Raw genomic sequence first — 20,346 nt, 5'->3', positions numbered from 1 at the left:
AAACTAAATCAGCAGCTGATTAAAATTTATAAAAAATAAAAATCAAAAAGTAATCTAGATAAAATGAGTTACGAAAATAATGCCAGAGTAATTAACGACGATATTTTTGATTTAGTCAATGAATGTTTTAGTCAGGAAAAAAGTAGTCGAAATATTGAAGGAAGGGTTAATTTTTTTGATACTTACAACGATTATTTTGTTTTAACAGATGATGGATCTTATTCTATTAGTTCAAAAGAAATAAATCATAAAATTGAAACACTTCATACATCTACAGGTGCAATAAGTGAGGCATTTGAGAAATTTATCAAACCTATGAAGTTCAACTACGATGAAGATATTGCTATTCTCGACATCTGTGCGGGATTGGGATACAATTCATCAGCGGCAATTGATGATTTTATCAAAAACTCCTCAGATTCAACACTCACAATTGATATGGTCGAGATTTCCAAAGCAACACTGGCATGCGGACTTCTGGTTCCATCCCCAATCAAAGCACATGACATTACCAAAAAAGCCATTGAAGAGGAACTTATTCGCCAGAATTATGCAACATTAAGCGGCGAGACTACCCAAATTCCCGAAAACATTAACATCAATGTATTCATCGAGGATGCCAGACAGACTGTTCAAAGTCTCAAGGACAACACATATGATGCAATATTTCTAGATCCTTTCAGTCAGAACATGGCACCTGAGCTGTTTTCACTTGAGTTTTTCACCCAATTTAGAAGAATAATAAAGGATGACGGTATTGTTGCAACATACACATCAGCAGCACCCGTCAGAGACGCATTTATCGAAGCTGATTTCTACATTGGAAGAGGTCCGATATTCGGAAGAAAACAGGGTGGAACTCTGGCTAGTCCAAACCCGTTAATGCTCGACACATCACTACCAAAAAATGATGAGATAAGAATTGCACTTTCTGATGTTGGAATTCCGTTTAGAGACCCTGATTTAAATGACAACAGTGATGTTATTCTGGATAGAAGAACTGAAGAGCGCCATGAAGCGCGCCACAGCACCAAAATATCATCTGCAGTAAAAACACCTATATTTTTAGGATGCGAGATGGATGATGAAAAACTCAAAAGGCGCGTTGAGAGAAACCTTGCAAAAATGAATATACCGTCAACAACATCAAAAGAAGCATCATACATTGTTGAATGTGAAAACAATTACTCAGAAAAACAAAATGAAAAAAATAATTCAAGAAATAGAATTCTTGAAATGAAAAACAGATTGAAAAAAGTTAAATCCGGAAAATTATGAAGCTACATAATTTCCGCTTTTCAAGGTATATGCATCGGCTTTAGTACATGATTCAGTCGGTGTAATTATTGTCAAATCACCGCCGGAACCTCCATGGTTATGACCGAATACAGACCAGTCACTGTCACAGTCGGCACAGACTATTATACCTTCTGCACTGCTTCCTTCACCGTAACCTGTTGCAGGGAATGTTCCCCAGTTTGCGGTTTCTGAACCAGCAAAGAAAATACTCCAGTAGAGATTGTGGCTTCCGCAGTACGGACAGGTTCTGTCAAACTCAGTTACATAGAATGTATAACCGTATTTGCTGAGCTCACCTGAAGCTGAAGCCCTACCAATAGCCAAAAGAGAATATCCGTCTTCTGAAACACCATACTGATTATATGATGTACCAATATTTGATTCATAGACAGTTATTGTTTTGGTTACTGTGTAGTTTGTGCTTAAATCCTTACAGACAACATTGTAAGTTCCTTCAGTGAGATTGAAAGACAGGCTGGCTGCACCATATGCATTTGTTTTGATGGTATATGTTTTGCCGTCAAGCGTCATCTGCATCCTGGTATTTTTGGCAACATCACCGTTCTGTTTGAGCAAGGTTGCAGTGAATACTGAGACCTTGTTTGAAGGCGCTACAATATTGTTGGCCTTGATAGAAGCCAAATTAACTGTAATTTTAGTACCGATACTTGATTTTGTGTATGGATCATATGATTCGAATGTATATGTTCCCTTGCCCAATTTGAAATTGACACTGGCCACACCGTTGGCATCGGTTTTTGCAACCTTCTTCACACCTTTGATATAAACATAAACCTTAGCGTTTTTAACTAATTTCTCATTTTTATAAAGTTTTACTTTGAATTTAGAAGTCTTATCGGAGAATACTGTCATCTTGCTTGCGGTCATTGTAGGTGAAATTTTGATAGTGTTAGTCTTTTTCTCACCTGTCTGAGGATTTATTGAATAAATCTTGAATGTTGACGGGTATGAAATAACACTTAACTCTGCAACACCTTTGGAATTTGTTCTGACCTTGAATGTATCTCCATGGCATTTGAATGTAACATACTTTTTGGAAAGCAGTTTACCGTTGGTGCCGTAGAATGTAGCTGAAAATACCTTGGAACTCAAATATCTTTTGTTAAGATTACTAGAAATGACTGATGTAGTCACAGTAATCTTGTTTGAAGTTCTGTATCCGTCCGGATGAATTGCATATACAGTATATGTTCCGACTTTCAAATCGATAGCAAGACTGGCAACACCCTTTGAATTGGTCTTTTGGGTATAAGTCTTACCGTTGATTTTGAATTTGACCTTGGTATTTTTAAGGGGAGCGCCGTTGCCGTCAAGGAAAGTGGCTGTGTATTTTGTGGTACTTTTATAAGTTTTAGTTATATCCTTTCCAGTCACTACAGACAGTACCTTGACAGTATCGTTTGCAGAGACATTATCATAGGATGCTGAAATCTTATATGTACCTGCTTTCAAATCCAATGGAACGGATACCTTACCGGCATCATCAGTGTTTTGAGTAAAAACAACTCCGTTAAGACTGATAGAAACAGAAACATTTTCTACAGGATTATCATTATTTGATAAGATAAAATCATAACTTCCGCCACTGTAGTATTTTCCGTTATCTACACTGCTTAAAACATAATTATCATTTGGATTAGCAGTTAATACAACCTCACTATCGGAAATATTAGTAACATTACCCGATGGAGGCTCTTCATCAACTTCTCCAGCAATTATATCATCGGTTGAGTTTGCATCAACTGCTGCAACTGCAGACAGTGACAACATAAACACCAGAGTAATTAAAACTAAACTAAATTTTTTATTAAACATACGTTAACTCCATTTAACATTTGTTCGTAATATTTCTTATTACACTTTTTCTATAAAAAGCTTTTGTTTTTCAAAAAAAGCACAAATAGGCCTAATTTACAATAAATAAAGTTAAATAATCTAAAAAATAGTATAAATACATTAAAGTAATTGAAATTATTAACAAAAGACAATATCCGATTGAAAATGAAATTTTTATAATTACCAATAGTTAAGAAAACATTGAGAAACATCATGACTTTAAAATAATAGACGACCAGGTAATATTTAAAGGTTTTCGATAAATTAAACAGTAGAGCACAATATTGGAAAAATTAATGTTTAAATATCCCAAAATCGGATTTAAAGATTAAACAATGAAAAAAATAAAAAAAGTCAAATAAGGTCAAAAAACCTTATTCCACGGTCACACATTTTGCCAGATTTTTAGGCTTGTCAGGGTCATGACCTTTTTCAAGAGTAATATAATAAGCTATCAGCTGCAACGGTACGATATATACCAGAGGAGCAATGATTTCTTTAACTTCAGCATTTATTTCTATAACTGCATTAGCTTTGCTTTTAAGAGATTCATCGCCTTTTGCACCTATTGCCAGCACGTTAGCTCCACGAGATTTGACTTCTTCAAGATTACTCATGGTTTTTCTGTAATTGTCTCCAGGAGGAATTATTACAACCACAGGAATTCCTTCATCAATCAGTGCAAGAGGACCGTGCTTGAGTTCACCTGCAGCATATCCTTCACCGTGGATATATGTAATTTCCTTGAGTTTCAAGGCGCCTTCAAGTGCTGTCGGATAGGAATATCCTCTGCCCAAGTAGAAGAAGTCACGTGCATAGTTATATCTTTTTGAAAGTTCCTTGACGTAATCTATGTCTTTTAGAGATTCGTCAATGAAATCCGGAACCTTTTCAAGTTCATCAAGAAGTTCCTGATTTTTGCATAAAAGCGCTGCAAACAGATATATTGAAGTCAGCTGTGCAACATATGTTTTTGTTGCTGCCACACCTATTTCAGGACCTGCCTGAGTCTGGATTACATAATCCGCTCTTCTTGTAATAGCTGATCCTGCAACATTGACTATACCTAATGTTTTTGATGTTTTGTTTGCAACATCCAGTGCCTTTAGGGAGTCTGCAGTTTCACCGGACTGTGATATGAATATTACCAGAGTCTTGTCGTTTAAAGTATTTGCTGAGTATTTAAATTCAGATGCAAGAATTACATCGGTCGGAACGCCTGCAAGGGATTCAATCAGATACTTACCTGTTAAAGACGCATGATATGATGTTCCGCATGCTACAAAGCAGATTCTTTGAATATCATCAAAATCATCGATTATTTCCTGAATGTTTTCCTTTTGAGTTAAAGTATTTCTTACGGCTGTTGCCTGTTCATTGATTTCCTTTATCATGAAATGGTCATATCCTTCCTTTTCAGCCATTTCAGGTGTCCAGTTGATGGTTTCTATATCCTTGTTGACAACGTTGTCGAATTCATCATGAACAACTACACCATCCCTGTCTATGATGACAATTTCGCCTTTTTCAGGATAGATTATGTCTTTAGCGTATTTCAATATTGCCGGTGAGTCGGATGCAAGATAATATCCGTTTTCTCCAAGACCAACAATTAAAGGAGAATCCTTACGTGTTGCAACAATCTTGTCAGGTTCATTTACTGATATTGCTGCAATAGCATATGCTCCTTCGATAATTCCAATTGTTTTTCTTACTGCATGTTCCAGGTCGAATCCTTCATCCATGAATTTCTGAATCAGATGTGGAATTACTTCTGTATCCGTTTCTGATTTGAATACATGACCTTCAGAGATTAACTGTTCTCTGATTTCAAGATAGTTTTCAATAATACCGTTGTGAACAACAGCAACGCGATTTTCTTCATCAACGTGAGGGTGAGCATTAAGTTTGGAAGGATCACCATGTGTTGCCCATCGTACATGAGCAATACCGAAGCTTCCAGGCATGTCGGTTAAATCCAGACTTTTATCTACTTCAATGATTTTTCCTTTGTCTTTTTTAATGTGAATTTTATCTTCGGAAAATGTAGCAAGACCTATTGAGTCATATCCCCTGTATTCGAGTTTGGATATGCAGTCAAAAAGAATAGGGGCCACATCATCTTCCTCTTTTAATATACAACCTACAATTCCACACACATTAATCACCTTTGATAATCATAAATTTTCTGATACATTTTTACAACATCACCAATTATGAGAATGGCTGGAGTATTGATTTTTTTATCTGCAATATCTCCCAAAGTGCCGAACACCAGATTTTCATCAGGCAGAGTTCCGCTTTCAACTGCACATACAGGAGTGTCTGCTGAGCGATATTTCATGATTTCTTGAGTGTTTTCACGAATATTGCCTATTCCCATGAGAATAACTAAAGTATCTGCAGTATAGTCCCAGTGAACCTGACTTTCAGGTTTTGTCGGGTCTTCATGACCAGTTACAATTGTAAGTGATGTTGCAACCGCTCTGTGAGTTACAGGTAGTCCCAGGGAAGTTGGTGCTCCAATTGCTGATGTTACACCAGGTATAACTTCAAATTTGATATCATGTTCCATTAAAGCCAATATTTCTTCACCGCCACGGCCAAAGACAAAAGGGTCTCCTCCTTTAAGCCTTACGACATTTTCATGCTCCTGTGCCTGTGCGATGATTAACTCGTTGATTTCATCCTGAGTTTTATAATGCTCGCCTGCCTTTTTGCCGACATATATTTTTTCAGCATCTTCAGGCGCATGAGCCAGTATTTCTTCATTAGCCAGATAGTCATATAAAACAACGTCTGCTTTGTTTAATGCTTTAACTGCTTTAAGAGTTATTAAATCAGCATCTCCAGGACCTGCACCAATTAAGTAAACTACCATTTATATCACTTTATAAAAATCCTTTAAAGAAGTTTAAACCGTCATCTGAGCCGAATATTTCTTCACAGGCTCTTTCAGGGTGAGGCATCATTGCACATACTAGACCTGACTCGTCACAAACGCTTGTAATCGCTTCCATTGAACCGTTAGGGTTTTTGCCTTCAAACTGAAGTACAATCTGGTCCTGGTCTTTAAGAAGGTCCATGTCTTCAGTGTAGAATCTTCCTTCAGCGTGTGCAATAGGAAGTCTGATTATCTGGTCTTTTTTGAATGCTTTTGTAAACGGAGTTCTTGAGGTGCCTACTTTCAAATCAACCCATTCACAGTTGAATTTAGGATATTCATTAGTTATGAAAATTCCAGGAACAAGTCCGATTTCACCTAAAATCTGTGCACCGTTACATATTCCCAAAACCGGTTTTTCCTCTTTTACCAATGATTTGATTCCGTCAATGACCGGAGTGATTGAAGCCATAGCTCCTGCTCTTAAGTAATCTCCGTATGAAAATCCACCTGGAATGACAATGCCGTCATAGTCAGTGAGATTCTCTTCACTCCACCAGATGTATTCTGGAGTGAGTCCTGCCAGTTCTATGGCCTGTGCGACGTCCCTGTCACAGTTTGTTCCAGGAAATCTAATTACACCAATTTTCATTCTCTCACCTTATTTGCCACATGCCATGTTCTGTGGGATTACATTTATCTTATAATCGTGAATTACAGGATTACAGAGTAATCTTTCACACATATCCACTACATTTTCTCTGATTACTTCCCTGTCTTCGCCTTCCATTTGGAATTTGATGGTTTCAACAGTTTTAACGTTTTTAACTTCGTAACCTAATAAATCAAGAGATCTTTCAACCTGAGTAGCTTCAGGGTTTAACATACCGCTTTTAAGGGAAATTTTCACTTCAATATCAAATAACATTTAATCACCTAAAAATCAAACTTTTCCTCGTCGGGAATAATTCTGTTGTAAACTTCAACGTAAGCGTCCATAACTTCTGAGTCTTTTCCTTTTCTGAACAGTTCCTTATCAAGCATTTCAAGGGTTTCACTGTCCCATAATCTGCATCCGTCAGGTGAGATTTCATCACCTAAAAGAATGTTTCCGTCTTTGTCCTTTCCGAATTCAACTTTATAGTCAACGAGAATGATTCCAGCATCTGCAAAGAATTTGGTTAGAATTTCATTGATTTTTAAAGCTTTTTCAACAAGGATGTCGATTTCCTCTTCGGTTGCAATGCCTAACGCCTTTATGATTGAACGGTTGAGCATAGGGTCGTGATATTCGTCTGCCTTGAAGTCCATCTGAACGATTGGAGGGTCCAGTTTGGTACCGTCTTCAATCGGATATTTGCGAACAAGGCTTCCTGTTGCGATATTTCTTACAATAACTTCAATTGGAATCATTTCAAGTTTTTTTGCAAGCATTACGTTAGGTTCCGGAAGATCAATGAACTGGGTTTTGATGCCGTTTTCCTCTAAAACTTTGAATATTTTAGCGGAAATTATTGCATTGTATGAACCTTTTTTGTTCATAACTTCCTTACGTTCGCCGTCACCTGCAGTCATGTCGTCTCTAAACTCGATTATGACTTCATCGTCGTTATCTGTAGTAAATACGCTTTTTACTTTTCCAGAATTAATTAACTCTTTTTTGTCCATGATATCAACAAAATTATTAAATTATTATATTATAATTTTTAGTGGAAATATTATATAATACTATTTAAAAAATAAGCGAAAAATAAAAAAAAGAATAATGAATGTTAAAATAAACATTCATCTAAGAGACCTGATTTTATCCAAATCAAGACCTGTGACTTTTGAAATGAATTCATCATCAGAACCTAACTTAATAAGATTACGAACAATAGAAAGTTTACCTTCACGTTCACCATCAAGATAAGCCAGATTGATTTCTTCTTCAATACCCGTTACATTAGGTTCGATGCCATAATCTTCGGCTTTAAATTTTAACATTTTTTCCACCTCACTTCTGTCTGCCACTTTCAAAAATCTTTGCAGCATCTTCTTTTGACATTCTATTAAATCCAAATGGAAGTCTGCATCTTCAATTACCGCATTTACAAGCAATCCTGAAGAGCGTTCAAGCAATTTCTTAATATCCAAGTCATGTCCCATATCCGGCAGGATTATCAAATCAATTGCTTCTGTGTCGAGAAGAGGAATCCTGTTATTAACTTTATGTTCAAAACATTTAAAACTTCCTCTGCAATTTGGTTTTTCGCATAGTAGAAATCCGGATGAAAATTGATATCTCCGTCAATTTCTATGTTATCAATCCCATGCTTCGGATTATATGTTGCAAAAACACATGTTTTAAACGGCATGCCATCTTCAGATTGGGAATATATGCGATATTTGTACATATCTTCCATTTTGGAATCATACACTGGCGATGATTGCAGTTCAACATTGCTGTTATATTTTCCATCAACTTCGATGAAGATATCCATATATCTGTTATCGGGAGCCAATGGAACCAGTTCAACGTTTTTAAATTTAATTGACTCAGCATCATAGCCTAATTTTGTGTAAAAACGAACACCCAGCTTTTTGAATATGTATTTGTAGGTTTCGTCTTCACCGGAGAGCTTACTAGTCATTTTTACCAAGATTTTAATTATTTTAATCCAGGCCCCAGAAAACATGTTTAAACACAATTATAGATTGATTAACCTAATATAAAAATGGTTAAGTATCAAATAAGAGCAATTTAAGCCGATTAAAACAATTAAATAAAAACAAGTCAATTTTATTAAATAAAAGCAATTTAAAAAATAGAAAAAAATAATAGCAATTACAGTTCATTGATGTATGCCACGTCATCTTCGCTTCGGCCAAACTTCATCCCGTTTAGAGAGCCGTTCGGAAGCTCCGACATTATTATGACCGGAAAGTCATCATCAGGTTTTAGATACATATGATGAGTGACATTCTGTCTTGTGGTAATCACTATTTCATAATTATTGTCTTTTTTTGTGAAGTCTCCGTCCAAAAAGACCTCATTGAATCTTTGATTTAAAAGATAATCTGGAAATTCCTCTTCGATTTCAAAATGATTTAACAAATCCTTCAGTATCATTTCAATCATTCTAAGCTTGGAAGCTTATCCTTGTCGGAATCATAGGATGAACCTATCAGATCGCCGGATTCTGTGTCATACTGTCTGAATCCTCCGTCGGAGTAGGTCACTTCACGGTAATATCCTTCACCGTTTTGAGCGTTGAATTTCACTACTTCATCTACAATGTTGCTGCCCTCTGATGATGAGGCAGACGGTGAATCTGAACTTTCAGAAGATGCAACATTACTTACTTTATCTTTTATTTTGTCTATTGTATTTGAATCGATATCTTCCATATTAACACCTAATTCATTCATAAAAGAGTAGGCTACAGCACCGCCGACAATCAATAGTGCGGCAATAATGCCTAAAACGACTACAATAAAGCCTTTCATATTATCACCTCTTTTAAGTTGCTTTTGTTAGTTTGAATGTTATTGTTAAAAAACTTTTCTATCATTTTATATATTACAAACAACAAAATTAAAAGCATGGATATGAAAGATACAGCAATACTTCTGATACTACTGTTATGCATTCTGGGTTTGATGGTCGGCATTTATTATGCTTAATGGTAATGAGATATCCTTAAATTCTGTTTTTTCTAAATTAAAGCCAATTCACTAATCCCATTTGGATAATGATTATGATTGCTTGTGAATGACTCAATGTCTTGAATATTTTCAACATTATCAACTAAAACACCTAAAATAGCTTTTAGAGAAATGGATTTATCTTCTATACAGACTTCCATTTTAAAAAAGACAATATTATTTAAACTTTCGCAAGGAAGATTAAATCTTTTTGAAGCATCCAGTATTTCTAAAGATACCGGAACATTATCAACATCAAAATCCAAGAGTAAACCATCATCCATTTCAATAGTTTCACGATATTCAAACTTTTTATTTGATTTAACGCCTAAAATATCGGATGCAACATCATATCTGCATATTACTTCCTGAATGTTATTTTCTCTCATGTTCTCTTTGCCTCCTGGTTTTAGAAAATGAATAAGCTGTTTTAACAGTTATTCTTTCAAAGTCATCAATCCCAATAATTATATACAAATCCTGTGATTTAACAGTTTCATGAGGATAAATTAATTTAAAACGATTTTCCATTGTTTTTGAAATACTTAAAAGCATTTTATCATTTAAACATTCAAAAATATAATCAATTTATATCTCTTTCAAACCAATTATCCAATACATGACTATCCAATCTCAATTCAGAACTATCAAAAGATTTCAATATTCTCTTGCATCCTCAATAGTATAATCTAACATATTATACCTCTTCGATTTATTAAAATCAAAGCATAATATATGGCCAAATATTAAATTTGATTTAAAACTTCAATTAAAAATCTGTTAAAAATCAGTTTTAATACTTATTGAAGTGCTACTGTATGATTAAACATAGATATGACTAGTATTTAAACTTTACTAAACTCGAAAAGCAATTTTACACAATAAAAACAATTTTACGCAATGAAAGCAATTTAATTAAAAAAAAAAAGTAAAAAGTTAGATAAAAATCTAACTTAAAGTTTAAACTCTCTCTTCAGCATTATCCCAGTCCGGGTTTTTGGCAGGTAAAATTGTAAATACCAGTGTAGCGCCAAATAAAAGCATTGCTGTTAAAAGTGTAAATACAAGCTGTTCCATTGTTCCCCCAGCAATAACATCAAACATTCCGCCGATCCACACAACTGATAAAAATATCGGAAGAATATACTTGACAATAACAAGCCACCATCCGCCGACCTTGATTGTTTTTGATCTTTTGTTTAAAAAGTCAATGAGTTTATCTGCCTTGAATACCCATGCAAAGAGTATGCACTCAATGATAACACCTAAAAGAAGTGCAATCTGGTTGATGAATGTATCAACATAACCTAAAAAGTCTCCACCGAATGAAGTTGCATAAACCATTGAAATCAAAGCACCGACGATGATTAAAATAGTCATTGTCCTTTTTCTTGTGAGTCCAAACTTGTTCTGGATTGAAAAGGATAAAGGTTCAATTGTTGATAAGATACTTGTAAGACCTGCAAGATAAACTGTCAAGAAAAACAGCGGTCCTAAAACATATGCCCACTGACCTAAAACATTGAATACTGTAGGATATACGATAAATACAAGTCCTGTTCCCTGTGTTACAAGGTCAGCTACTGCAGTTCCGGACTGCATGGACATGTAACCGAGAATTGAAAATACACCCAATGCTGCAAAGTTTTCAAAAAGAGAGTTTGCAAAAGCAATTGAAATAGTATTTGTAATCAGATCCGCATCGTCTTTTGTATAGCTTGCATAAGTAAAAGCAATTGACATTCCTAAACTCAATGAGAATATAATCTGTCCGAATGCAGCCATCCAGATTTCAAAATTGCCCAATAGTGACCAGTCCGGATGGAAGAGTTCGGCAAGTCCAACAGAAGCGCCGGGCAATGTCAGTGAAAATCCGACAATAATAACCATAATTATAAATAGTGCTGGTACTAAAACCTTTGACACCTTACCTAAACCTGATTCAAGGTCTCTGTGAGATATAAACCAGATAATTACCCAACCGACAAGCATTGCAACTGCAATAATAGGAATGAAATTCAAAAGTCCTGTGTATGATGAGGAAGCCTGAAGCAAAGTAGTTGTAAAGTAAGTGTTCGGATCTGCTCCCCATCCTTTAAAGAAACTTAAAATAATGTATATTCCATCCCAGCCGAGAATAGCTGAGTAGTAAATCATAATCATAAAAACAGCAACTGGTAAAAGCCAGCCTAAATACTCAAATTTGGAGTTGATCTTTCTTGCAGCCTTTGCAAAGGAAGATTTGAAATTGTATCCAACACCATACTCTAAAATCAAAAATGGAATTCCCATCAAAAGAATAGCCACGATATAAGGGATGTAGAATGCTCCCCCACCGTTAGAGTAAAGTACGTACGGGTATCTCCAAATATTTCCAAGTCCAACGGCAGAACCGATCATTGCCAATATGAATGACAGGTTACTGCCCCATTCATTTTTGTCTGCCATAATTTCCATTTTCCTATATAAATTATGTTAAATATCTTTATCATTGAAAGGTTAAAAAGCTTTATATTTGCCTTAAAAATGGAATTGTTTAAAAAAAATAGGTAAAAATGAATAAACAGTTCATTAAAATAAAATAAATAAAAAAATATAAATAGAAAACTATTCTTCATTAATTGAATTATCAAGCTCTTCGGCGGAATTTCCAATGGAAATCTTTTCAAGAACTGAAGATCCGTAATGCGGAAGAATTACAAGTCCTATTATTGATGCCATCCAGAATGATATTAGCCTTTCGACTAAAGTTACAGGTCCTGCAAGACCCTGAGGACAGCCTGCCCTTGAATAAAGTCCCATCATCAAACCGTCAACTGCACCAAGACCGCCCGGTAAAAGCGGAATCATACCGACAAGAGAAGCAAGGATAAATACTTCACCGATGACGATTACATTGAGTGTTGCACCGAATGCCAGAAATACCACATAAACTCTTAGGATTTCAAAAACCCAAATCAGAAATGAAAGCGGAATGGTATAGTAGAAGAGTTTTCTGTCTGAAATAAGCATTTTCATAGTGTCCTGAAAACCTGAAATGTTTTCATGGATTTTTATTTTAAGGTTTTCAGAGCCTTTCTTGTAGAATCTGTGGGTCAGCTTGAAAATGAGATTTTCGACTCTAACTCCAAAGCCTTCATTGATGCACATGTAAATCAGCATCCCCAGAATAATTACGATAGCTATTACTGAAAGGACAAGAATGACTTCAAGCCACATCGGGAAATCAAAGTATAGGACAGTTGCAATGATTGTGATGATTGCTAAAACAATAAACGGAAAAGTGTCAAGCATTCTATCAGCAATAACGGTTGCGAAAGTCTCTTTTAAATCATAACCGTGTTCTTTAGCTAAAATGTATGCCCTTACAGGTTCACCTCCGCCACGTCCGGACGGTGTGATGTTGTTAACAGCAAGCCCCACCATTACAATCGGCAGGAGTTTTTTAAAGCTGACGTTTATATCTGCAATACTGTTGACTATCTGCCAGCGGTATGTATATAAGAAATAGGTTCCAATCTGAATTAGGACAGCTACTCCCAATATTAAAAGATTGGCATCTTCAATTGCATCAATTAGCTTGTCAATTCCTATAAAATAAAGCATTACTGCAAGAATTACAATACTTAGTATGATGAAAAATGCTGATTTTTTATCCATGATTAAAATTTATTCAGTTATTTTTTATATAATTATTGATTATTAATACGGGCCGAAATCAATTTCATTTAGAATATGTGCAACACGGTCTTCTTCGGGCGGAAGCTGCATATAATCTCCATAAATCGGAGTTAAAGTATTGTAATCATCATTAGGAATATTTGCTACAATATCTTCAAATTGAGCCTTTTTAGGAGGTTTATAATCCTCTTTTTTAAAAGTAACCTTTTCCATCAATGTCAAATCTGTAACATACTTTCCGCTGCTGCTGTTTTCATATTTTGTAAACAGTTTATATAGCTTTTTTTGAAAATATTTTGGAGATAAACGTAATACATTAATCAAGCTATGAGTTAAATTTAAAATTACATTTAGAACTTTGGAATAGTTGTCAAATCTTAAAACTGAAATTGAATATAACCTTGCAAGATAATAGCATCTCTGAATATGTAATTTTCTTTTAAGATTATTATCAGGGAGATTATCCAATATAAATAAATCTATGTGGATTCCAAGTTTAAATGAAACCTGTTTATCCCAATATTCTGCCCAATAAGTACCGTTCAATGACATTCTGCCAAACTGGAAGAAATATTCATCATCATATCTTGAATCAAAAATAGTGTATTTATCTGAAGGATTTTCCTCCATGACCTTCAGGAATTTTTCGTAATCCTTCCTAAATAATATAACATCAATATCATCATCCCACGGAATGAAACCCTGATGCCTAATCGCACCGATTTGTGTTCCGTAAATCAGGTAATATTCGATATCATTATTATCACAGATTTCAATGAAATCCTTTAAAATCATATATTCGATTTCTTTAATATGATTAAGAGTCTCTTCATCCTGATTGGTCATAAAATCCCCAAAAAATTAATATTTTTTAATAATATTGAAATTATTATTTTCAAAATCCTGCATAACCCTACAGATTGCTTTTGAAACTTCTGAGTCAATATATGTATTATTTTTTCCAAGTTCAATAGATTTTGCAAAGGCAACAAGTTCATATCTTATTCCTTCACCGTCCAACTGATAGAAATACTTTCTATTGTCTTCCTGATTTTCATATCTTAACTCAAAATAATCAGTTTTCCACCAAGGTGCAGGAACATATGCATAACCTTCAGAACCCGAAATTATAAGTTCACCCTCTGATTTAACACTGTTTGCAACTTTTATTGATGCAACTGCATTATCATATTGAAAATCAATTTTGGTAAACAAATCAAAATTAGATTTATCATCTAAAAGCAGTGAATTAATTGTCATGTCATTGTAGTTTACGCCTAAAATCTGAAATATTGGTAATAATGCAGTAGGAGCCCATGAAGTAATACTGTTCCATGAATTATCATCAAATTCTCTTAAACTGGTGCATGTTGCATCTACAGAGTAGATGTCCCCAATATTTCCACCTTTAAGTAAAAGCAATAATCTGTTATATGCTGTTGAATAAGCAGTTTTGATAGAATCCATTAAAATCAGATTTTTCTCATTAGCTAACTTTTCCAATTCAACATATTCAGATTCGTTTAATGTTATTGGAGACTCACACAGCACATGTTTTCCGGCATTTAAAGCTTTTTTAATATGCTCATAATGTTTTGAGGGATGAGATATGATAAATACCGCATCAACCACATTCAACAAATCATCATAACTGTGAGTTAAAAATAAAGAGTCATTTTCATAAACTTCCTTTTCAGAGTCATTGCTTATAAAAATTGCATTAACATTGATTCCATTGACATACTTGGATTCATCATAAAACTTCTTTAAGACATTACCTTCACCAATTAAACCCAAATTAACGCCTCTGTTTTTGGAACGGATATCGGAACTTGATACTCCTTCTGTTCTCTCCAAGTATATGACATCGCAGTAATCTTTTAGATAATCAAAGTGACCTACCCAATCGGAACCTACGGTGAATATATCTACTCCGTATCTTTTGATATCGTCTATTTTTTGGCCTTCATATTCCTCAATTATTATTTCATCTGCCAGTCCGGTTGCTCTGACGGATTCTATTCTCTCCATCAATGACTGTTTAACATTGATTTTTCCTCTTTGTTTGTCAAAATCATCTGCTGTAACTCCCACAATCAGATAATCACCCAATTCTTTTGCTCGTTCAAGGAGTCTTTGATGGCCGTAATGGAACAAATCATAAGTTCCGTAGGTTATTACTTTAATCATTTTAGTATTCCTCTTTTTTCTAAGTCATGCAATGCTTCGATGAGTTTGTCGTTATCCTGAATTGATAAATCACCAATATGGCCTACTCTAAACATTTTATCAGCAACTTCTCCTCCGCTTGGATTTACCCAGATGGAATACTCTTTTTTTAATGTGTTTACGATTTCATTTGCAGATGAATTTGTGTAAACACTGGTTACTGCGTTACCTAAATTTTTGCATTTTATCTCCAAAGGCAAATCTTCAATTCTTGAGCGGAAATCTTCTGCTAAATTTGAGATTCTTTTAATTTCTGCTTCTACCCCACCTCGAGCTTTGATTTCTTTCAATCTTGCATTTATCTGAAGCAGAATAGTTACTGCAGGAGTAAATGGAGTTTGGCCTCGCTCACCATTTTTAAGAGCATCCTTAAGGTCAAAATACATTGATTTGACAGGATTTTTTTCAACTCTTTCCAGTGCTTTTTCATCTAGAACAACTATTGAAACTCCAGGAGGACAGGCAAGTGCTTTTTGTGAACCTGTTATAAATGCGTTGATATTTTGTTCTTTCATGTTAATTGGATCTGCAAGAAAAGAGCTTATTGCATCCACCACTAAAAATATATCATTCTTATTGCAGAAATCGCTGATTAAATCCAAATCATAATGAACTCCAGAACTGGTTTCGCAGATATTTACCAAAAATCCGGTGAATCCCTTATCAGAGTATTGATTTAAAATATCTTGTGTTAAATCCTGGCCAAAGTCAAGTTTAATGTCTTCAAAAGGAATATTGTGGATTTTGCATAAATCAGCAAAACGCTGACCGAATCCACCACCATTTACAACCAAAACCTTATCTTCAGCCGAAAATACATTCATTACTGTAGCTTCCATGGCAGCAGTTCCAGAACCTGTGATGAAAACAGTCCTTGAATTTTCACCGGCATATACAAATTCCGTCATTAATTTCTCATTTTCAAACATTACCTCTGAAAATTCATCATTTCTGAAATATGGAGTTTGCTCACCACCAATTCTTAAAACTTCATCACTACTCATTACAGGACCAACAGTAAAATTTAACATGATATCACACTTATTCAATTACGAAAAACATATAGTGGGTTTCACTATGATCGCTTAAATCTTTAAAAAGGTCATCTGAAAATACATTATTATAATTCAAACCTTTGAATAATTCCATATATTCATCTTTAGTTCTGTATATGGCATTATAATCTGCTTCCAAACCTTCAGAATAGAAATCTTTAAGAGTTAATCTTGATTCAATATGAGAAACAGGCTCCATTATGAATAATTTTTTATCATCAGCACCTACACGGTTCAATTCTTCAAAAACAAGTTTTATATCTTCATCGTTAATGTACATTAAAACTCCGCTGAAAATAATAATATCAAATGGAGGTTCAATTAAAAGTTTATCTTCATCAATATCTGTTGCAGACATGACCTGGAACTTGCAGTTGTCATAGTCATAAGTTTTTTCAGCTATTTCAATTAAATCTTCAGTATAATCAATTCCGAGGTATGATTCGCATTTATCATATAATGCTTCAACCCAACGGCCGATTCCGCAGCCGACTTCAAGAACTTTTTTACCGGTTACATCAATGTGTTCATGTAATAATTTTTTTTCTTCAATATGTCTTTGTTCGGAATTTTCCTTATCCTGGAATAAAACAATTGATAAATCACTTTCCAACTCACGATTAGCCCTATCTGCAAAAAAGTTTTTAACTTTATCAGAGTTAATATCCTCATTATCACCGTATAATCTTACCATTATAAAACTCCTAGAATAAATTTAAATTTAAATAAATTTAAAATAAATTATATAAATAATTGTTTAAATAATTTAGTATTGATAAAATTTAATTTTAATAACAATAGGGATAAACATGTCTAAAGAACATAAAAATGTATGTCTAGTTACAACAGTATATTCATTTTTCTTATATTTGTTAATCAAAGGATACAATGAGAATGATATTTTTATATTTACTGCATGGTTTCCAAAAGAAGTATCAAAAAATATCCCCCATATTCAAATGCCTCCTGTTGCATTCCGATATGGTGCTAAAATGTATTCAACAGATTCAATTAAAGGGATTTTCCAAAATGTACTTGGATACTGCAGATATTTCTATGGATATATTAAATTAAGAATATTATTCTTCATTAAAACATGTAATAAAGAGATTGATATATACGGACATGCACAAACACCTTTTTCATACATGTTTTATGAAAATGAAAATTCAAATATCATTGAAGATGGGCTTCAAAATTACAATCCAAACATCTGTGAAACCCATAAAATAAATCCGATAATTGACAAAATTCTCCATTTATGCGGCATTTACTTTTTAAATGCCAATGAGGCGTTAGGAAGCCATAAAAATATAAAAACTGTTTATTTAACACGTGAATTTAATCATCCATTAATTAAAGATAAAGTTGAAGTAATTGACATTGAAAAAAAATGGAATAACTTAACTGACAACGAACAGAATGAAATTTTAGATATATTCAACGTCAATGTTGCTAACATTAATTTTGATGGAAAAACTGCATTAATCTTATCCCAACCTTTGAGTGAAGATAATTTAGCAACTTATGAGGATGAATTAAAAATCTATGATGAATTTATCGACAAATTTTCAGATTATGAGATAATCATAAAACCTCATCCAAGAGATGAAAAGGATTATACAAAGATTTATCCAAACATAAAAGTTATTGATAAACATTTTCCAATCGAATTATTAAATTTAATAAATATTAATCCAACAGTCGTTTGTTCCGCAATTTCAACAGCCTTATTAAACTTCAAGAATTCTGAAATATATATTTATCAAGGTGAATTGAAAAATGAAAGATTAAAAAAACTAAGAGAAGAATTGATTAAATTGATTAATGAAAAAAATTAAGACAATAAAGAAACTAACCTAGTTTCAACAGACACTAATTTTGGAAATCTGCGACATAAGACATCAAAAACAGGAAACTTTCTATCATTAAACAAAATATAATGTTCTTTAATTTTTAGATTATTATTTAAAACATATACATTCAATAAAATTTCACCAAAAAATCCAAATACTCTTTTATTATTTTTAGGATATTTAGAAAGATCAATTTTATCAAAGACCTTTTTAAAAATATCAAAAAGCCATTTGAAATAATTATCCGCCAATTTTTTATTAGATATAAACATAGTATTATAATAAGCGCTTTTACTATTCATCACTTTCTGAAATGAGGTGTAATACTCCGGAAAATCCTCTTTTATTGTTTCACCTAAAATCAAATAATCTTCATATTTCACACCATAATCAGGATTAATTTTTAAACTATCTTGAATAACTTCCGAAACAGTACCGTTTAATCTTCTTTTCTGAGGAAGAATAATATCAAATTTGGATAAATCATTAATTATGTCCTTTTTTGTTAATTTATCAAATTTTAAATTTCTAACAAACCAACGACGGTAATGGCAAAAACCTATTATATCAGCATCCGAATTCTTCCAAGCCCAAAATTGACCAGTGAACTCCGCGAAATATTTATTTAAATTTGAGATATTTTCTCCAGAATCATCCCTAATGTATCCATAATCGTCATCCAACATGCAAGACCCATTTAATAAAGGTTTATACAAATTTGAATCATATTGTTCATCAAACTTTTTATGAGTTAAAATAAATATTTCAATTTTTTGATTCATAATATTAATCCCTTAAATAATAAAAAAATCATTCTAATTCAGATAAAACATTTAAAATATCATTTTTTGATAATTGGCCAATTTCAGAAGAGTCATAAATGAAATTAGGATGATTTTCAACAAATTCTTTTCTAATAATAAATAAATCATTTGTTTCTTCAGCATATAAGATTTCATCTGGAGTCATTAGCTCTTCGTGTAATTTTTCTCCTATACGCTTTCCAATAATCTCAACCTCAATATCATCAACTGAATAACCATATTTAGGAGCATAATATTCAATCATTGCTTCAGCAAGATCAGTTACTTTAACAGAAGGCATTTTTAAGATAAATATTTCTCCCCCTTCAGAGATGCTGCCCGCATCTAAAATCAATTTAGCAGCTTCATGAATGTGCATAATAAAACGAGTCATTGCCTCATCTGTAATAGTTAAAGGACCACCATTTTTAATTTGTTTTTTAAACACAGGAATGACTGATCCTCTTGAGTTTAAAACATTTCCAAATCTGACACATGCAAATTTAGTTCCATCAGCTCCACTATATGCATTGGATGAAATCATTAATCTTTCAGCCAGCAATTTTGTAGCTCCCATTACATTTACAGGATTTACTGCCTTATCAGTACTGATTAAAATTACTTTTTCAACATCACAGGTAATAGCTGCATCAATAATATTTTGAGTTCCTCCAACATTTGTTTTTACAGCATCCATAGGATTATATTCGCATAAAGGAACATGTTTATAAGCAGCTGCATGAAAAATTATATCAATATCCTTAAAAGCCCTTTCAAGTCTTTTTAAATCCCTAATATCTCCAACAAATGTCCTTATTTTGGATGAATTCAAATCTTGCTCCAAATCAAATAAAGCAGTTTCATTATTATCAAAAACTCTTACAACATCAACATCATACTTTAATAACTCTGCAACTATTTTTCTACCAATAGATCCAGAACCGCCTGTAACAAGAACTTTTTTTCCTTTATAATAATCATCTAACATAAAATCA

22 protein-coding genes are annotated in these 20,346 nt (G+C 33.5%); 2 read left to right on the top strand and 20 right to left on the bottom strand.

The window, feature by feature from the left end:
• Positions 1 to 63 precede the first annotated feature (63 nt).
• Positions 64 to 1,278, top strand: a complete 1,215-nt coding sequence (locus tag QZN33_RS00670; protein WP_296788369.1) for an MnmC family methyltransferase — start codon at positions 64 to 66, stop codon at positions 1,276 to 1,278.
• Here the strand turns inward: QZN33_RS00670 and QZN33_RS00665 are convergent.
• The 18 genes from QZN33_RS00665 to QZN33_RS00580 form a co-directional block, all read right to left on the bottom strand.
• Positions 1,273 to 3,135, bottom strand: coding sequence for an Ig-like domain-containing protein (locus QZN33_RS00665; protein ID WP_296788366.1), 1,863 nt, complete (start codon positions 3,133 to 3,135; stop codon positions 1,273 to 1,275). The genes QZN33_RS00670 and QZN33_RS00665 overlap by 6 nt on opposite strands.
• A gap of 395 nt (positions 3,136 to 3,530) precedes the next feature.
• Entirely contained in the window at positions 3,531 to 5,315 is a 1,785-nt protein-coding gene (glmS, locus tag QZN33_RS00660) for a glutamine--fructose-6-phosphate transaminase (isomerizing) (RefSeq protein ID WP_296788357.1), read from the bottom strand.
• 5 nt (positions 5,316 to 5,320) lie between these two features.
• Positions 5,321 to 6,037, bottom strand: a complete 717-nt coding sequence (gene cobA, locus QZN33_RS00655) for a uroporphyrinogen-III C-methyltransferase (RefSeq protein WP_296788343.1) — start codon at positions 6,035 to 6,037, stop codon at positions 5,321 to 5,323.
• A gap of 10 nt (positions 6,038 to 6,047) precedes the next feature.
• Complete coding sequence (gene purQ, locus QZN33_RS00650; protein WP_296788341.1) at positions 6,048 to 6,692, bottom strand: phosphoribosylformylglycinamidine synthase subunit PurQ; 645 nt, start codon at positions 6,690 to 6,692, stop codon at positions 6,048 to 6,050.
• 9 nt (positions 6,693 to 6,701) lie between these two features.
• Positions 6,702 to 6,968 (bottom strand): phosphoribosylformylglycinamidine synthase subunit PurS, encoded by a 267-nt coding sequence (gene purS / locus QZN33_RS00645; RefSeq protein WP_292746101.1) that lies wholly within the window; start codon positions 6,966 to 6,968, stop codon positions 6,702 to 6,704.
• Positions 6,969 to 6,976: 8 nt separating this feature from the next.
• Positions 6,977 to 7,708, bottom strand: coding sequence for a phosphoribosylaminoimidazolesuccinocarboxamide synthase (gene purC / locus QZN33_RS00640; protein WP_296788335.1), 732 nt, complete (start codon positions 7,706 to 7,708; stop codon positions 6,977 to 6,979).
• Between the two features lie 117 nt (positions 7,709 to 7,825).
• Positions 7,826 to 8,176 carry a hypothetical protein gene (locus QZN33_RS00635; protein ID WP_296788333.1) on the bottom strand — a complete coding sequence of 117 codons (351 nt, stop codon included), beginning with the start codon at positions 8,174 to 8,176 and terminating at the stop codon, positions 7,826 to 7,828.
• Positions 8,177 to 8,202: 26 nt separating this feature from the next.
• Entirely contained in the window at positions 8,203 to 8,673 is a 471-nt protein-coding gene (locus QZN33_RS00630; RefSeq protein WP_296788331.1) for a hypothetical protein, read from the bottom strand.
• Between the two features lie 194 nt (positions 8,674 to 8,867).
• On the bottom strand, positions 8,868 to 9,161 hold the full coding sequence (locus QZN33_RS00625; RefSeq protein WP_296788328.1) for a hypothetical protein: 294 nt from the start codon (positions 9,159 to 9,161) through the stop codon (positions 8,868 to 8,870).
• Entirely contained in the window at positions 9,158 to 9,529 is a 372-nt protein-coding gene (locus tag QZN33_RS00620; protein ID WP_296788326.1) for a flagellar protein, FliL, read from the bottom strand. The genes QZN33_RS00625 and QZN33_RS00620 overlap by 4 nt, the downstream gene beginning before the upstream one ends.
• A gap of 209 nt (positions 9,530 to 9,738) precedes the next feature.
• Positions 9,739 to 10,116, bottom strand: a complete 378-nt coding sequence (locus tag QZN33_RS00615; RefSeq protein WP_296788323.1) for a DUF2283 domain-containing protein — start codon at positions 10,114 to 10,116, stop codon at positions 9,739 to 9,741.
• A complete protein-coding gene (locus tag QZN33_RS00610; protein WP_296788319.1) occupies positions 10,103 to 10,282 on the bottom strand; it encodes a hypothetical protein in 180 nt (59 codons plus the stop codon). The genes QZN33_RS00615 and QZN33_RS00610 overlap by 14 nt, the downstream gene beginning before the upstream one ends.
• Positions 10,283 to 10,687: 405 nt before the next feature.
• Positions 10,688 to 12,184, bottom strand: coding sequence for a sodium-dependent transporter (locus tag QZN33_RS00605; RefSeq protein WP_296788316.1), 1,497 nt, complete (start codon positions 12,182 to 12,184; stop codon positions 10,688 to 10,690).
• A 150-nt stretch (positions 12,185 to 12,334) separates the two neighbouring features.
• Positions 12,335 to 13,387, bottom strand: a complete 1,053-nt coding sequence (locus QZN33_RS00600) for a UPF0104 family protein (RefSeq protein ID WP_296788313.1) — start codon at positions 13,385 to 13,387, stop codon at positions 12,335 to 12,337.
• A 42-nt stretch (positions 13,388 to 13,429) separates the two neighbouring features.
• A complete protein-coding gene (locus tag QZN33_RS00595) occupies positions 13,430 to 14,254 on the bottom strand; it encodes a phosphorylcholine transferase LicD (protein ID WP_296788310.1) in 825 nt (274 codons plus the stop codon).
• A gap of 15 nt (positions 14,255 to 14,269) precedes the next feature.
• A complete protein-coding gene (locus QZN33_RS00590) occupies positions 14,270 to 15,598 on the bottom strand; it encodes a Gfo/Idh/MocA family oxidoreductase (protein ID WP_296788308.1) in 1,329 nt (442 codons plus the stop codon).
• Positions 15,595 to 16,668: an alanine--glyoxylate aminotransferase family protein gene (locus QZN33_RS00585; RefSeq protein WP_296788305.1), complete on the bottom strand. Its 1,074-nt coding sequence runs from the start codon at positions 16,666 to 16,668 to the stop codon at positions 15,595 to 15,597. The genes QZN33_RS00590 and QZN33_RS00585 overlap by 4 nt, the downstream gene beginning before the upstream one ends.
• Positions 16,669 to 16,678: 10 nt before the next feature.
• On the bottom strand, positions 16,679 to 17,386 hold the full coding sequence (locus QZN33_RS00580; RefSeq protein WP_296788301.1) for a class I SAM-dependent methyltransferase: 708 nt from the start codon (positions 17,384 to 17,386) through the stop codon (positions 16,679 to 16,681).
• Between the two features lie 115 nt (positions 17,387 to 17,501).
• Between QZN33_RS00580 and QZN33_RS00575 the strand changes: the two genes are divergently transcribed.
• Positions 17,502 to 18,533, top strand: coding sequence for a glycosyltransferase family 52 (locus tag QZN33_RS00575; protein WP_296788297.1), 1,032 nt, complete (start codon positions 17,502 to 17,504; stop codon positions 18,531 to 18,533).
• On the opposite strand, the gene QZN33_RS00570 is transcribed toward QZN33_RS00575, so the two are convergent.
• Positions 18,530 to 19,330: a DUF4422 domain-containing protein gene (locus tag QZN33_RS00570; RefSeq protein ID WP_296788294.1), complete on the bottom strand. Its 801-nt coding sequence runs from the start codon at positions 19,328 to 19,330 to the stop codon at positions 18,530 to 18,532. The two genes, QZN33_RS00575 and QZN33_RS00570, sit on opposite strands and share 4 nt — an antisense overlap.
• A 28-nt stretch (positions 19,331 to 19,358) precedes the next feature.
• Positions 19,359 to 20,339 carry a UDP-N-acetylglucosamine 4,6-dehydratase family protein gene (locus QZN33_RS00565; protein ID WP_296788291.1) on the bottom strand — a complete coding sequence of 327 codons (981 nt, stop codon included), beginning with the start codon at positions 20,337 to 20,339 and terminating at the stop codon, positions 19,359 to 19,361.
• Positions 20,340 to 20,346 lie beyond the last annotated feature (7 nt).

Origin of the sequence: uncultured Methanobrevibacter sp. (genome assembly GCF_900314615.1) — an archaeon.
Classification (GTDB): domain Archaea; phylum Methanobacteriota; class Methanobacteria; order Methanobacteriales; family Methanobacteriaceae; genus Methanocatella.
This window is presented reverse-complemented; position numbering and strand designations above follow the sequence as displayed.

Excerpts from the sequence above, each read along its gene's own strand:
- QZN33_RS00670 (WP_296788369.1), top strand. The coding sequence starts at position 64 with ATGAGTTACGAAAATAATGCCAGAGTAATTAACGACGATATTTTTGAT.
- QZN33_RS00665 (WP_296788366.1), bottom strand. The coding sequence starts at position 3,135 with ATGTTTAATAAAAAATTTAGTTTAGTTTTAATTACTCTGGTGTTTATG.
- cobA (WP_296788343.1), bottom strand. The coding sequence starts at position 6,037 with ATGGTAGTTTACTTAATTGGTGCAGGTCCTGGAGATGCTGATTTAATA.
- purQ (WP_296788341.1), bottom strand. The coding sequence starts at position 6,692 with ATGAAAATTGGTGTAATTAGATTTCCTGGAACAAACTGTGACAGGGAC.
- purS (WP_292746101.1), bottom strand. The coding sequence starts at position 6,968 with ATGTTATTTGATATTGAAGTGAAAATTTCCCTTAAAAGCGGTATGTTA.
- purC (WP_296788335.1), bottom strand. The coding sequence starts at position 7,708 with ATGGACAAAAAAGAGTTAATTAATTCTGGAAAAGTAAAAAGCGTATTT.
- QZN33_RS00630 (WP_296788331.1), bottom strand. The coding sequence starts at position 8,673 with ATGACTAGTAAGCTCTCCGGTGAAGACGAAACCTACAAATACATATTC.
- QZN33_RS00625 (WP_296788328.1), bottom strand. The coding sequence starts at position 9,161 with ATGATTGAAATGATACTGAAGGATTTGTTAAATCATTTTGAAATCGAA.
- QZN33_RS00620 (WP_296788326.1), bottom strand. The coding sequence starts at position 9,529 with ATGAAAGGCTTTATTGTAGTCGTTTTAGGCATTATTGCCGCACTATTG.
- QZN33_RS00615 (WP_296788323.1), bottom strand. The coding sequence starts at position 10,116 with ATGAGAGAAAATAACATTCAGGAAGTAATATGCAGATATGATGTTGCA.
- QZN33_RS00610 (WP_296788319.1), bottom strand. The coding sequence starts at position 10,282 with ATGCTTTTAAGTATTTCAAAAACAATGGAAAATCGTTTTAAATTAATT.
- QZN33_RS00605 (WP_296788316.1), bottom strand. The coding sequence starts at position 12,184 with ATGGAAATTATGGCAGACAAAAATGAATGGGGCAGTAACCTGTCATTC.
- QZN33_RS00600 (WP_296788313.1), bottom strand. The coding sequence starts at position 13,387 with ATGGATAAAAAATCAGCATTTTTCATCATACTAAGTATTGTAATTCTT.
- QZN33_RS00595 (WP_296788310.1), bottom strand. The coding sequence starts at position 14,254 with ATGACCAATCAGGATGAAGAGACTCTTAATCATATTAAAGAAATCGAA.
- QZN33_RS00590 (WP_296788308.1), bottom strand. The coding sequence starts at position 15,598 with ATGATTAAAGTAATAACCTACGGAACTTATGATTTGTTCCATTACGGC.
- QZN33_RS00585 (WP_296788305.1), bottom strand. The coding sequence starts at position 16,668 with ATGTTAAATTTTACTGTTGGTCCTGTAATGAGTAGTGATGAAGTTTTA.
- QZN33_RS00580 (WP_296788301.1), bottom strand. The coding sequence starts at position 17,386 with ATGGTAAGATTATACGGTGATAATGAGGATATTAACTCTGATAAAGTT.
- QZN33_RS00575 (WP_296788297.1), top strand. The coding sequence starts at position 17,502 with ATGTCTAAAGAACATAAAAATGTATGTCTAGTTACAACAGTATATTCA.
- QZN33_RS00570 (WP_296788294.1), bottom strand. The coding sequence starts at position 19,330 with ATGAATCAAAAAATTGAAATATTTATTTTAACTCATAAAAAGTTTGAT.
- QZN33_RS00565 (WP_296788291.1), bottom strand. The coding sequence starts at position 20,339 with ATGTTAGATGATTATTATAAAGGAAAAAAAGTTCTTGTTACAGGCGGT.